Consider the following 14115-nt stretch of genomic DNA (forward strand, 5'->3'; position numbering starts at 1 on the left):
TCAATTATTGTCTTTTTAATTATTTAGGATTCTTAAAACCCTGTATCATTAGTCATCATCACATATAAAAAACTAAAAAATCTAATTGAGTTTATGAATGAATAGAAAGAGTATTTCATTCACCAAAAATCGAACATCAAGATAAAAAAGACAAGAAAGGACAAAAAAATATTCAGAACTCAAAAGAAACGTGCCAATCGCTTTATTTAAGAGTTATATATGTGACTACAGTAAGTAGTGCTTCAATATTTCTGAGTAAAGATCACCGACGCGATAGGAGTCCTCTTGAGTTTCCTTCAAAATTAAATCGAGCTTAACTTCGTCCTGAACACCAGGCTCACGACCGGTCATATAACTAATGAGTTTTTTGGCAAAAGCCCGAGACATAGGTTTAGTTAATTCTGGAGATTGATAAAATATCTTTAAGTCATCAGCTTTACCTCCCCCATCGGTGTCTCCCAGGATCACTATGCGATCGCCCTTAGAGTTCCTTACGGAGTTTCTATAATTCACTCCCTCCGCAACCCAAATACGGCCTTTAGCGTCAGTAGACATACAGGCGGGATTATAGAGATCGGGAGTGTTCGCCCAGAGACTGATTTCTAAATCCTCTGGCACAGAGAATAGACTCAAAGGCAATTTTTCTGCTCGAGGCAAGGCTTTTAATTCTTCCGCATGAAGCTGAATAAATGCCATATTAGCAAAAATAGCAGCGATCAAAAAGATCTTCAGATTTTTCATTATTCCTTCTCATCCTTCAGTTCTTTTATGCGGATATTTCGGTAAAGCACTTCGGCCCATTCAGCCTGGAGGCCGATAAAACCTTTCGTCAGAGGAACGAGTTTTCCCTCTTCCATTTTTTGAATATTCATAATTTCGTGAACAACCTTTCCGTTTAGCATAAAGGTCGCTTTCTTGTCTCCAAGGACACGAATTTCAATTTCATTCCATTGCCCTTTGGGCTTTTCTATGCCAAACTGAGTAAATACGCCTTTTCCACCTGTGTAGAGATCTCCATTGGGATCCCAGCCACTTTTTTTGCGTTTATACTGAGCTTGCACTTGGTCATTTTGGATCAAAATCAAGTCACCTGTATGGAAGCGGCGAGGTTTTCGCCCCTTCCAGTGCTCTTTGGATTTGCCAGTAACAGTGCCTGGTGTTTCGCCCACTTGCATTTCAATTGAATTTGGCCAAAGTTTTTTAAGGCTGCCGTGAGCATGAAAGAGAACGCCCGCATCTCGATCCCAATCTGTTCGTGGGCTAAATCGCTTTTCCAGCCATTTATATTCCAGTCGTAAAATATAATGGCTGTATTGCTTTGTAGTGATGAGACAACCAGGCACTTGCTCCGAACCATTCTTTTTACCGGCATAGGCATGAATGGCTTTTTCTTCCTTGTTCACGGAAAAAGCATCAGTTGCTCTGGTCGTCCCCCAACCGCTGAGGGTCTTTCCATCAAAGAGTGGAGTAAAGCCCTCTTCCGCAAAGCTTGGACTGATGAATACTACAACAACCAACAGCGCTATAAAACTGACACTGTGTTTATACTTCCATATATCTTTTTTTAACTTCATGATTCTTGTCCTTTTTAACTTATTTGATGGCTCCGCTTCCTAGAGAGAGCTACCATGCCACTAGATAAATCGTTTCTATTTATTTTGACTTCTAAAATTTTTTCTTACTTGTTCCCGACTTGCTCGTAAGCCTCATTCTCTGATCTCCCTGAGTCAAAGCCGGCCGCTTAAATCGAGGTTCTTTATTCACAGTTGGTTTATTTAATTTTGCAGGAAGCCGTTCATCTTCTGTGGAAACTTTAAACCACATGGACTTTAATTGTTCGAGTTTTTCAGGATACTGCGCAGCCAGGTTATGTTGCTCGGTGGGATCTTTACTCATATTATAGAGTTCCCAATTGGACAAGCCTTGACTGACGATTTTCCAATCTCCTAAACGATAGGCGCGATTGTTACCAAACATTTGATAGATCCCATCTTTACGAACCGCCTTCTGGCCCTTAAATGCAGGAACCATAGAGATGCCATTAATAGGCTCGATTTTCTGTCCTTCATATTGCTCTGGGTAGCTCGCTCCGCAGATATCTACAAGCGTCGGCATGATGTCCATGAGGTGAAAGGCATTTTGCTGGTCTACAGTTCCACCAGGCAATGATATTCCTTTTGGCCAGTGCACGATAAAGGGGGAAATAATTCCACCTTCATGCATATTTGTTTTAAATAAACGATAAGGGCTGTTACTGACAAAAGCCCAATCGACACCAACCGTCGTAAATGAATCTCCCTGTGATGTTGGATAGGAGCGTTCAAACAACTCACGTTCACGGGACATGGTAACTCTTTCTGCACCATTGTCGGAACAGAATAGAATGATCGTATTTTCATACTCGCCAAGATTTTTGAGTTGGGCAATTAACCTGCCAATGTTTTGGTCAAGGCGATCAATCATCCCGGCATAAGTCGCCATGAGAAGATCCTGATAATCTTGATCTTCTTTAGACAGTGCATTCCAATCGCGCAGCTTGATCTCTTTCGAAGATGAAGGAAGCAAATCGCTTCCAATGAGGCCAAGATTTTTCATTTTTTCGAGACGCTTTTCACGAGTAGCAAGCCAGCCATTGCTGTATGAGCCTCTGTATTTGTCTATGTCTTCCTGAGGAGCCTGCAGTGGATAATGCGGAGCATTGTAAGGTAGATAAAGAAGAAAAGGTTTCTTTTTGGCTTTTGCCTCTTTTATAAATGTGATGCCGAAATCGGTGATCAAGTCGGTTATGTACTTACCATTAGTATTATAACTCTCACCGTCTAACTGGAGATACTTTGAATTAAAATAATCTTTAATATACCCTGGTAAAAAACCGAAAAAACGATCGAAGCCTAAATCCTTGGGCTCAGGTTTGATATGCCATTTACCTGAGGCTGCCGTGTAGTAACCAGCATTACGCAAGACTTGAGCAATGGATACACCTCGCTCAATATTGCCGTTATGTAATTTAACAGTCCCATCCGATCCGGCATTACCCGCCTGATACGAATGTAAACCTGTAAGTAAGGTCACCCTTGATGAGTGACACTTACCCGTATTATAAAACTGGCGAAAACGCAAACCATTTTGTGCCAATGAATCGAGATTTGGAGTCTTAATTTCTCCGCCATAGCAAGCAAGATCAGAATAGCCCATATCATCGACCATAATCATAATAACATTAGGTCGCTCTTCAGCTAATCCTTGGCTGGCCATTCCAAATATACAGACGATGGTGGCACACACTACTTTTCTGATAACACGCACAAATAACTCCTTAAGTTTTTCATATCAACAGCACGTATGATCTACTTGCCTTGGTTTATGGATTGCCTGATAAGCTTTTGAGATGCTTTAGCAAGTCGTTTAGAAAATTCCTTGTAACCTTTGTCGGTATAATGCAAATCGTTGCTTACCTCAATGATTTCTGTCCCCTTATTCTTCACTCTTCGAGTCTGCAGGCCATCATTGAGATCATCGGTATTGACCCACGCACCATGAGGCAGAGTCTCTGCAATTTTGACCTGTAAGTCTCGTATCGCAATCCACGCATCTGATTTAACTTTATTTTGCTGCATCTTCTCATGCATGTGATAGTCACTCAATCGGCCAATCACCACGTTTATATCCTTGAGCTTTAAGTCAGCCTTAATTCGATCAAGTAATCGGAAGAAATTCTTTTGGTAGATTTCTGCAGGCATTGACTTATCTTTCTTCCAGTCTGGTTTCGGATTGAGGAGCACATCCGATTCGCCCTGCATCCAGATAAAAGTGACGCTGGTAATTTCTTTGTCTTTTATCGCTGCTTTGACGGATGACATCAATTTTGGGTAAACAGTTCCAGGACTCGTGATCTCATTACCATAGGCATCAATTGTCTTTTCCAGCCAGTATGCAATGGAAGAGCCAGCGGCAGCATGGCGAACAGCAATCACTGAACCCTGACCGAATTCTTTCTCTACCATTGGTTTGATTATATCACTCTCGCGAACCTTGCCATTCATATTTGATTGCCCGCTCAGTATGATGAGGTGTTTGGCTTGCTCTCCAGCTGTGACTAGTCCACTGGCTATGACAAAGAAAGTTAAAGCTAAATAGCGCATTGTTCTCATATATTGTTATTCCTTTTAATATGGTTTCGTCTCTTCTTTTTTGATGTTTTCTAACTGGAATTCAGATTCTACTTTGGATGAGTAGATGCTCTTGTGCCGCCGAAGGCAACTAAAATTTTATGTAAACAAAGCTGTCTTTTTGATGATACCCTATTGATCACAAACTATCCTTTTTTATTACGCATCTACTAAACTATTGTTCAGTCGGTAGCTAATCTCACAGCTATTTTTTTACTTTTATTATTTTTTTTAAAAGGATCTCACAGATTATTTTATCAAAAAAATATTGATTCTAAAAATGCTCGCATCTTGAGTTGTTTTGGGCAAAGTACATCAAGTCTACCACAAGCAACAGAGGATGGAGTTTTCAATTAAATTTCACCTGATTAAAGGCGTTCTGGACTATGATGAGACAGAACTTAAAGACAACTAATTAAGGGACTTAGCCAAATCCTTTCTAGGATCGTTATTTTGGTGTACTGATGTTATAATAGTCCAGCATTTCGGATGCACTAAAAGGTCGTTCAGAAATAAGCATTTCATCGATACTACCTTTAAACTGAAAGGACCTTTGTTTTCTAGGCTCAATGGGATGAGTCAAATTGCCAATTTCGAGAAAATCCATTTTTACCGGAGATTGATTCCTTAAAACACTCTCACTCACAGCTTGACCATTGAGATAATGAGTAACTACTTCCTCATTGAAGTCATAAGTTACCCCGAGACATAGCCATTCCCCAAGATATTTCGGTTCAATCAGCTTAGGCTTAGTCATAAAATTATGCCATTTTTGGCTACTGTTTACTTTGTCAACGTAAGCAATAGCTAAGCGAATTGCTCCCCTATCGGTAATGTGCCAACGCATTGCATGAAAGTCACCTTCTTTAACTTTTTCGACCCTCTTTTCTTTGATTGAAGCATTTTGAGTCCAACGGGACTGACCTTCAAATGTCATAAGAGCCTGGTTTAGATTTAATTGATCTATTTTAACCCAGGATAATAAGGTAAAGTTTTTGCGAGTGTGAGGAAGACGAACCATGAAGCGATCATAAAATTTTGAAAAATGAACAGCGCCGTTTTCTTGCCAGCGACCCAAAGCTTTAGTTACCCCAAAAGGATATACTGCTTGAATAGATTTACCCGAAATATCACTTTTAATCAGTCGCATAGGCTTATTCGTTTTGGCCAGATGAAAAAGAGTATCGGGGTCTGTTTTAATTCTTTCATTTTGGGACAACCAAACCTGATACTTATGCTGCGTATTCTTCTCACGTAAATTTTCAAATTCTTGAATGGTAAAGGTCAAAGACCCATTGTTTGGCGAATTAGAAATGACGCCATTACTGACTTCAATAGCATTATCCGTTAGAATACTGGTATATTGCTTAGAACTAACCGGCTTCACTTTCACTTCTCCATCAAGGACTAGCATCCTGGTGTTGTCGAGGCTTGCGTCGACTTGAAATGATGTGCCTATATCGAGGATTTCAGCCTCTTTAGTCCTAACTATAAAACCTTTTCCAAATTCATTTACCTGGCAGCTAATTTTCCCTTTTTCTAAAAAGATTTCCTTGTTGCCAAGAATCTTTATTTTAGTTCCAGCACTCATGGTTAAAGTGACCCCCGACATGAAATCAAGCAGAGCTTTTCCTTTTAGAAGATGAAGCCCTTCTCGCTTGAGAATCTTTAAATGGTTAAATTTCGGGTCGGACCATTGTGCTTCTGAACTGGATGTGATGACGGCCATCACATCGCTGATATTCATCATTGCTTCAGAGTTGAGGTTCTGCGGAACGGAAAGATCTAAACTGGGCTTATCAGCAACAACAGGTATCTGCTCCGAAGGCAGAGAGGCTCCAGGGCGGAAAATAATAAAGCCAATAATTAACATAGCTGCAACCAGCATGCTTAATTGAATGATCTTTTTTTGTTTACCTTCTTTCTCTAAAGCCTTGAAAATATTTTCATCAAAATTGCTTTGACCATTAACGGGTGAATTTAGTAATTCCTCCAACAAGGCAAAACGTGGTTCACTGTCAGTAACGGCTTTTATTTTACCCAGCATGACGACTTCATCGGCAAATGCAGCGCGAAATTCAAGATCATTTTGCAAGCGCTCTAAAAGGCGATCCATATCTTCGTGTTCTTCTTCAGAGAGCCAGATTTTTATAAGTAGTTTTAAGTCATCTTTCATTGAGAAATCTCATTTTTCACACAATTACGCAGCAAACCATTGGCGCGGTACTGCAGGTTGTAGATAGCACCAGGAGTAGAGTTCATTTCTTCTGCCAAAACCTGCGCTTTTGTACCATTGAGTCCGGATTTGACAACAAGTCGCATATTTTGAGGTAATTTGGAAATACATTCCAACAAAGCTTTTATACTGTCGTCTGTTTCTAGTTTAAATTTCTCATCGAGTTCTGGAGAAATTATTTCGACGACTTTCTCTTTAAAGTTAGTCATTAGATGACCGCGTCTTTTAGTGGCACGCATATAGTTAGTTAATTTAAAATGAGCAATACCGCGAATCCAACTGCCAAAATCTTTAGAAGTATCAAATTCAGAAAGTTTTTTATAAGCTGTTATAAAAGTTTCCTGGATTAGATCATCGATGTCACTGTGATTGAAAAGTATACTGGCGACATAGGACCTAACCATGAGTTTATAGTGATCGACAATCACCCAATAGTCATCGCGATCGCCTCTAATAACCTGCTTTATAGCTGTTTCTATATCTTTATTCATAATTTACCTTTACTGACTTATTGTCCTCTGACAAGAAGATCTCACAGGTTTTATAGATGAAAATTATAAATAATAACAGAAACCTAGTTGAAGTCATTTTTCGCTGGACTCTGTACAGACCTGCTCACAAGACGAAGCTCTTAAGCGCCTTCAAAATGTATATATTCTTCAAAAACCATCTATGATTTAAAGAGTGAATAATTAGATGGAAGGATCTACTTAACCCTTCCCCCTAAACATGTGTAGCTACAGTAAGTAGTGCTTCAATATTTCTGAGTAAAGATCACCAACGCGATAGGAGTCCTCTTGAGTTTCCTTCAAAATTAAATCGAGCTTAACTTCGTCCTGAACACCAGGCTCACGACCGGTCATATAACTAATGAGTTTTTTGGCAAAAGCCCGAGCCATAGGTTTAGAATAATCTTTCAGGTAGTCCTTTAATTGACTGACGTCAGAAAGTTTTTGATCATTAATTTTCACCGTGTCAGCAACATAGTGATTATTATATTTACCGACTGAATCATACTTATCCATGAGAATCGCTAAGGAATCCAAGCGCTTGTGACAGGAATTACATGCCGGATTTTGTGCGTGAACCTCCAAGCGTTCACGCAAGGTCTTGGCCCCTGCACTCTCTTCAAAGTCTTTCACATCCACACTCGGGGGCGAAGGCAGTGGCGAATCAAGGATATTTTCAGATATCCAGGCAGCGCGTTTAATCGGCAAGGGGTCCACTCCATTACCAGTGGCTGTAAGGAAAGCCCCCATACTTAAGACTCCGCCTCGACCGGCTTTTTTGGCCTCCACTTTAGTGAAAGAACCACCATCTGATAAATCACCTGTATAAAGGCCATAAAAATCCATCAGGCTCTTATCCATGAAACTGTAATCCGCCTGAACTAAATCGAGAATGGGACGGTTTTCTCGAAACATATTTAACAGGAAAAACTCTGCTTCCTGACGCTGACGCCGCTCAATTTCATTCTTGTAGTAAGTCTTAAACTTACCTTCATCAGGACGGTTATTATTGATCTCACCTAACTTTAACCATTGATAGGTAAAGGCATTGGAAAAGCGCCTAAAGTTGTCATGCTCAATTATCCATTTAGCAAGCCCCTTGTAATCTTTTTTCCTAATCACAGTTTTATATTTTTCTGCGAACTCCGCACTTGGTGGTGACTTATGCGTCATATATGAGGCATAGCGAATTTTATCTTCAATTGTTTTTGCCATAGAATCTAAAATCAGGAATCGCGGAGACATAAAAAAGGCGATCATGGCATTGCGGTAGGCATCCTCCATTTTTATTTTTTGTCGACATAGATCCCTGAACATGTAAGTGTAAATCACACTTAATTTCATGCCGTTAAAGCTATGAAGGTACTTAAATTTCTCACGAACTTCAGTATCATTAATTCTCGTCTCTTCATCGAATGAAAGAGGATTTAAAACGACATCAAAAGGCCCCTCAATTTTCTGATTGGTGATATTAATCTGAGGAAAATCATATTTTTTCATATCCATTTCCCGTCTTGCAGCTTCAATTTCCTTCATTCCTGTTTCTTCACCGTGCCTATGGTGGGCAATCATGTTGGCCAAACGATTTCGCCCAATTAATTGTTTTGCATCCAGAGCAAAAGCCACACCTGAGCGACGCTTGACTTCAAATTCAATTCCATATTCTCCATCGGAGGGAATATCAATTGTTTCCAGGTGCTTAAGTTTTGCAAAAGGATCAGCTGTACCTGGAGGCTCTAAATAGAATCGTACAGGCATGTTGAGTATGGGATTTTCTTCAAACAGTTTTTCGTAGTGAGCAACTATCTCCGGGCCATACTTTTCTTCTGTAATCTTGCTCATGGACATATTTTCACGGGTAGCTGTGAAAGTCAGCCGATATTTACCTGGCGGTAAAGATCGAGCGGCCAAGGTTTTGTCAACTAATGCATTATTATTTCCATCTAGATAACGGTCCTGCTTACTTACTTTCTTTTCTGAAAGATCTTTAAAATTCAATGAACAGTACCATTTGGGATCATATTGGGGCCAGCGCACGTGGGTTTCGGTATCAAAGTTTCTCACGTGAAAAAGCGTACTCGGAAATTTAACTGTTTGATTTAAAGGGTCGACTTGCGGGCGCAGGCCTATAAAACTTTGCAGCATGTCATAAAGAATCATATAATAACGACTGATATACTGGGGGCTCAAAATCTTTCGTTGATGTGTGTAAAAACTCTGCTCTGAGTAAAACTTATGTATGTCTTCCACAGGATTGTACTGCGAGTAATCGACATCAAGTAAATCACCAAGGGTGTTTTGGATTTCATAGGGAGTCATAACCCGAGTAGTCACCCCCTCTTTCAAGTCCTCGAACATCACTTTAATTGAGCTTAAGAGCAAGTCCTGCTCCTCATTTTCGAGTGGGACAGAATCGGGCTCATCTTCAACCGGTGGAGGCATTTCACCTTTATCGATACTACGATAGATCTTTGCCCAGTACTTTGAATTCAATGACTTAGAGGCCATCAAGCGAGCAATATTAAAATCACCTTCAACTTCTTTTCCTTCAGCACCGTGACAGGACACACATTTATTCGTAAGCACTTCATTAAAACTCAAATGACTTAACTCACCCGTAAAAAGGTTTTCTTCCTGGGGTTGATAAAAGTTAGGTTCTTCTTCGAGTTCTTCTTCGGGCTCTTCTTCCTTCACCTCCTCAACAATAACTTGAGCTTTTTCAATGACCGGCTTAGGCTTTTCTTTTTTCACCTCAGGTTTTGGCTGATTTTTCTTCGCTAAATCTGCTTGCTGCTGTTTAACATAAGCAATGATATCTTTGGAGAAAAAGGCTCCTGTACCGATAAGCAGGATCAATACCAACGCCCCCACTGGGAAAGATTTCTTGTTCACAGTCCGGGGTACTTTTGTAGGAGCTTTGAGCTTTTTCTTCGATTTGATTTTTGTTGGACTCCCTTGACGAGCAGAAGACTCTTCTGAACTCCGCTTGACCGCATTGAGTTTTGGTTTTTTATCCCGATCAATAGAACCCTCAACTTTTGTCATCTTTTCTCGCTCACCAATTGAGTCACCTTTTGTTTTTTCGCTTGACTCATTGCTTGCCGAAATCTTCACTTTATTTTTTGCTGCGGCAATTTGTTCTTCTGCTGAACTCGATTGAGATTTTGCCCCAAATTTCGACTCCAGTGGACGAGCATTCAACTTGGGTAAATCTTCAAGTTCAGTCTTGTCTTGAACAGGTTCAACAATACTTTGTACCTCTTGGGCGCCCTGCTCAACAGGAACTTGCTCTAAGGGAGCTTGTTCTGCAATTTTACTTTGAGCTTCCTGCTCAGCTATAAATTCACGCTCGAGTTCACGTCCCACTTGCAGAATAGCTTCTACTTCCAACATTGCGTCCGCAAGCAATTTCTGAGCTTCATCTGAAGGAATCTCTCCATTGGCGGTCTTCTCCTCCAGAACTTCAAGTTCAGCTAATTTTTCGCGAAGTTTTTCTTTGAGCTCAGGGCTCATCATTGGTACAGAGTTAGCCTCTTCAGGCATGGATTCATTGTCACTCATTTGACACCCCTAAGCTTTGAAGAGTTCAGGAATAGCCTGTTTACTGTTGCTGAAAGTAGCTTTTTCAAGCCCACTCTGCCTAAGTATACTGGTGAATAAATCACTGCTTGAATAGATATGCTCTTCACCTTTTAAGCAGGCAATAGACTCTTTATGAGCAAAACCACCCCCGAACAAAAAGGCCGGAGCTTTTTTATTTGTGTGTTTAGATGCATCGGCAAAACCACTGTGAAACAGTACAATGGTGTCGTCATACAAGCCACCCTCTTTTAATTTGTGGAGAAAGTTTTTAAGTCCCGTAAGCACACCTGTGTCAATAGTTTCCAAACCATAAATTCGCTCCGGATAACCTCCATGATGAGTATTGCCGTGGTGATCAAGTTCAACTCCAGGCAGGCCGGCATTTAAGCCCCCTGCTCCAAATTCAACTAAGGCAATTTTCGTCTGCTGTTTCTCAAGTGCATCGTAGATCAAATTAAAATTATTATGGCACGAAGGGATCGGCTGCTTTTGTTCATTTTCACCAAATATCTTCTTTAGATAAGGCTTTGTAACCTTTAGCCACTTTTCACGTTCATCTAAAACTGCCAGCTGATAATCCAAAGAAGCCCTCATATCTTCTTCCTGTATGTTACCTCGCCAGTAACGACGCAGATTTCGCGCTAGAGTTGAAAGAATATCGCGTTCACGTCGAATATGTGCTTTTTCCAACTTGGTATCAGTGCGGGCAAACAGAGTCTCATAAAGTTCATTAGCCCCTTCAATAGGCAAAATGGGTTGTTCAAACTTATTCCAGGACATATTTGAACCGCGGTTGATACGGTTATAGATGTATTTATGACGGGTTTCCTGAATCGAACCATCGGCTAAAACCTGATCGAGACTGATCATTTTTTTATCAGGGAAATGTTGGCGATCTTCATAGGGAATGGTTGTAAAAGTTCCGCGCTGAACTTCATGACTGGCCCTGATACCTTTCTCTGATATACCATCAAAATATGTCATTTGACCTTTAAATTCAGAAAAAATTTCGGTCATGTACTTACAGCCAGCTCCATTATCCTGGAAATTTGGCGCATAAAGACCTAAATCAAGACTCACGAGAACAACATTTTTCTTTAATTTTACGCGAGGTTCAACTTTAGTCCGCGCTGCTGAAAGCTGACTTAACGGAAGCGTCAATCCTGCTGCACTTGATGCCAGAAAAGATCTGCGATTCATCATATTAAAATCTCCAAAAATTGTTGTTTATTGATTCATACAATTGTATGAGAAGGTTCAGATCTTACAAAAAATTAAATATTCCACCCTAATTAAAATCTCTATAAAGCCAAACCTTTTGGCGGGATACTACCTTCGTGTTTGGATTTCACTAGCTTTATATCACTCAATCGAATCTCACCCTTATACCCCCCCAGCATAACTTGAAAAAAAGATTTGAGGTTAGAGGATTTTTTCTTCGTTACCTTGAAACAAAACCTGTAAACTTTTTCATTCTCTTGAGGAGAAATCCTAACATGCAAGCCCCTAGGATGAACAACAGCCCCACTACCCATTTCGCCCTTTCCAACATAGAGAATCGAGAGATTTCCCTCTCCTTTTGCTTTTATTGAAATTTGCAGTTCGTAGATCTGGCCTACTTCTAATTCTTTTTCTGTACTAAGTGTGAGATAATGTGGCTCCGCTGTGTGTTTTGTGCCCAGAGAAACAGAATTTTTTCCATACTTAACTCCAACATAATTAAACTCACTTTTTTTAGCCAAACGCCAATCTCTTTTGACATCAAACTTTCTAAAAAGATCATCAGCCTGAAGTGAACTTATAAAACACAAAAGAAAAATAAACCTAAACATAAAAAACCTTCTATTAAAACTTAATTAAAGACAAAAAATGACATATTTAATCACATAAAAAATAAATATACCATTGAAAAATAAGAGATAAATCTATAAGTGTCAATTCATGTCATTAACAAAAACAGCCAAATATATTGGATTATGTTTCATCTTGATTAATTTTCTTCTTTGGCCTTCTGTTCGTGAATTTTTTGCAGCATTGGCGAACAGACAAACCACACAAGAGTTGCTGCAAACATGAGATCTTTGAGAGCAGAAAATGAGATCACATCAAAGAGGTATAGAAATGCAGGCAGAATGGTCATAACAAGGGCTAATCGACCAAGGATAGTTAAAGCTGTTTTCATTAAGCGACCTCTTCTTGAGTTTTCTTACTCAATAACAAGTACAGTAAGCCACAGCCCAACCAGCACGGCAAAGGACAATACCAGGCTGACACACCTTTAAATTGTATAAAGTAAACAGCTATACCTACAGGTATTAACCAACTAAATAGTACTGCCATATTAAAGGACGAAGCAGGACTGGAGGCATGAAACTTTTCTACATCACCCTTCTGCCTGTAATACCAATCAAAAAACAGAATCCCGCCCATTGGCGCTAAAATCGTGCCGTAGAGGCCAACAAAACCAAGCAACTTCCAGGCAAAAGCTGGAAAAACACCTGCGATAGTTGCAATTATGCCTGCTGCAAAAGTCACCTTAAAGCGGGAGGCCTTGGGAACTATGGCCTGAAAGGCCAAACCAGCACGATATATTGTCGGATTAGCCGTTGTCCACCCCGCTACAATAACACAGAGTATTCCCGCTATCCCCACAACATTATTGGCCATTGGACCTGGAACTGGATTAGTATCTTGAGTTAATTTTATTTGAACAGCCAACATAAGGGCTGCAGCTATCCAGGCCATAAAATGACCGACGTACATCCCTGCTGAAGATGCCCAACCATAAGAAACTTTTTTTGCAAAACGAAAAACGGAAAGGTCAGCCATCCCAACATGCATAGCCGCATTACAGAACCAGGCAAAAAACATCACACTCCAAAAACCCATTGTGCTTTTCCCGTCCCCTTTTTGAGCAACGAGTATGGACTCCGTCCAGACCGACTCAAGTCCTCCCCAGTTATTGACACCAAGCTGCTTGAGCGCAACCACTCCACACGCCAAAAAGACCAATACCATCCAAGGTGCTGCGACATTGGCAAATTTTGAGACCGTTTCATAGCCCAATGCTGCAACAAAGGCTATCACCAAGCCAACAGCTACAACTAGTACAACAAAGAGTAAACTATTGGGATAGACATCTGAAAAACCGGGCATTTCTATATTGAAGGGTATACCCACAGCTGTAGCCGATACCGTAATCATTGCACCCGCAAGGAAACAAAAAAGCACGCCATTAGCGAGATTGTAAAACTTTACCAAGCCACCGCCGGCAATCTTTTCCAGGTGATAATAAAGTGTGTATCGTACTTGTACTGCTATAGGAGCACAAAGGTAACGCCAGCTTAAAACCGCAAGTAAATTACCAATGAGTAGACCCCAAAAAATATTCTGTAGGCTCACGCCATTAAGCAGAAAAAGAGGTCCAATCATAAACTCAGTGCCGGCTGCGTGCTCACCAGCGTACATACCCCAGAATTTATTGGCTCCCTTGAGAGATTTATCTGACACCGGCTCGCGTTCAAACTCGCCCATTTGTGTATTTTTTTCTTCCGACATGTATTCTCCTACTAAAAATTCTTTGAGCGTTAATTGCGCAAAGAAAAATTTCTAAATCAAT

Annotated in this window: 11 protein-coding genes; all 11 read right to left on the reverse strand. The window is 40.3% G+C overall.

Annotated elements, in window-relative coordinates:
- Positions 1–225: 225 nt before the first annotated feature.
- On the reverse strand, positions 226–741 hold the full coding sequence (locus tag PQO01_RS09960; RefSeq protein WP_274313862.1) for a DUF7133 domain-containing protein: 516 nt from the start codon (positions 739–741) through the stop codon (positions 226–228).
- Entirely contained in the window at positions 741–1574 is an 834-nt protein-coding gene (locus tag PQO01_RS09965; RefSeq protein ID WP_274313863.1) for a 3-keto-disaccharide hydrolase, read from the reverse strand. Before PQO01_RS09965 ends, PQO01_RS09960 begins: the two co-directional genes overlap by 1 nt.
- Before the next feature lie 91 nt (positions 1575–1665).
- Complete coding sequence (locus tag PQO01_RS09970) at positions 1666–3306, reverse strand: arylsulfatase (protein WP_274313864.1); 1641 nt, start codon at positions 3304–3306, stop codon at positions 1666–1668.
- Between the two features lie 41 nt (positions 3307–3347).
- Positions 3348–4151: a sialate O-acetylesterase gene (locus PQO01_RS09975; RefSeq protein WP_274313865.1), complete on the reverse strand. Its 804-nt coding sequence runs from the start codon at positions 4149–4151 to the stop codon at positions 3348–3350.
- A gap of 466 nt (positions 4152–4617) precedes the next feature.
- A complete protein-coding gene (locus tag PQO01_RS09980; RefSeq protein ID WP_274313866.1) occupies positions 4618–6345 on the reverse strand; it encodes a FecR domain-containing protein in 1728 nt (575 codons plus the stop codon).
- Positions 6342–6896 (reverse strand): sigma-70 family RNA polymerase sigma factor, encoded by a 555-nt coding sequence (locus tag PQO01_RS09985; protein ID WP_274313867.1) that lies wholly within the window; start codon positions 6894–6896, stop codon positions 6342–6344. The genes PQO01_RS09980 and PQO01_RS09985 overlap by 4 nt, the downstream gene beginning before the upstream one ends.
- A gap of 246 nt (positions 6897–7142) precedes the next feature.
- On the reverse strand, positions 7143–10475 hold the full coding sequence (locus PQO01_RS09990) for a DUF1588 domain-containing protein (protein ID WP_274313868.1): 3333 nt from the start codon (positions 10473–10475) through the stop codon (positions 7143–7145).
- A 9-nt stretch (positions 10476–10484) separates the two neighbouring features.
- A complete protein-coding gene (locus PQO01_RS09995) occupies positions 10485–11699 on the reverse strand; it encodes a DUF1552 domain-containing protein (RefSeq protein WP_274313869.1) in 1215 nt (404 codons plus the stop codon).
- 98 nt (positions 11700–11797) lie between these two features.
- Positions 11798–12328, reverse strand: coding sequence for a hypothetical protein (locus PQO01_RS10000; protein WP_274313870.1), 531 nt, complete (start codon positions 12326–12328; stop codon positions 11798–11800).
- Between the two features lie 158 nt (positions 12329–12486).
- Complete coding sequence (locus tag PQO01_RS10005) at positions 12487–12678, reverse strand: hypothetical protein (protein WP_274313871.1); 192 nt, start codon at positions 12676–12678, stop codon at positions 12487–12489.
- Positions 12678–14054: a purine-cytosine permease family protein gene (locus PQO01_RS10010; protein WP_274313872.1), complete on the reverse strand. Its 1377-nt coding sequence runs from the start codon at positions 14052–14054 to the stop codon at positions 12678–12680. Before PQO01_RS10010 ends, PQO01_RS10005 begins: the two co-directional genes overlap by 1 nt.
- Positions 14055–14115: the final 61 nt, after the last annotated feature.

Source organism: Lentisphaera marina (genome assembly GCF_028745505.1).
GTDB classification, from domain to species: domain Bacteria; phylum Verrucomicrobiota; class Lentisphaeria; order Lentisphaerales; family Lentisphaeraceae; genus Lentisphaera; species Lentisphaera marina.

Coding starts and splice junctions, on each gene's coding strand:
- PQO01_RS09965 (WP_274313863.1), bottom strand. CDS start 1,574: ATGAAGTTAAAAAAAGATATATGGAAGTATAAACACAGTGTCAGTTTT.
- PQO01_RS09975 (WP_274313865.1), bottom strand. CDS start 4,151: ATGAGAACAATGCGCTATTTAGCTTTAACTTTCTTTGTCATAGCCAGT.
- PQO01_RS09985 (WP_274313867.1), bottom strand. CDS start 6,896: ATGAATAAAGATATAGAAACAGCTATAAAGCAGGTTATTAGAGGCGAT.
- PQO01_RS09995 (WP_274313869.1), bottom strand. CDS start 11,699: ATGATGAATCGCAGATCTTTTCTGGCATCAAGTGCAGCAGGATTGACG.
- PQO01_RS09990 (WP_274313868.1), bottom strand. CDS start 10,475: ATGAGTGACAATGAATCCATGCCTGAAGAGGCTAACTCTGTACCAATG.
- PQO01_RS09980 (WP_274313866.1), bottom strand. CDS start 6,345: ATGAAAGATGACTTAAAACTACTTATAAAAATCTGGCTCTCTGAAGAA.
- PQO01_RS10000 (WP_274313870.1), bottom strand. CDS start 12,328: ATGTTTAGGTTTATTTTTCTTTTGTGTTTTATAAGTTCACTTCAGGCT.
- PQO01_RS09960 (WP_274313862.1), bottom strand. CDS start 741: ATGAAAAATCTGAAGATCTTTTTGATCGCTGCTATTTTTGCTAATATG.
- PQO01_RS10005 (WP_274313871.1), bottom strand. CDS start 12,678: ATGAAAACAGCTTTAACTATCCTTGGTCGATTAGCCCTTGTTATGACC.
- PQO01_RS10010 (WP_274313872.1), bottom strand. CDS start 14,054: ATGTCGGAAGAAAAAAATACACAAATGGGCGAGTTTGAACGCGAGCCG.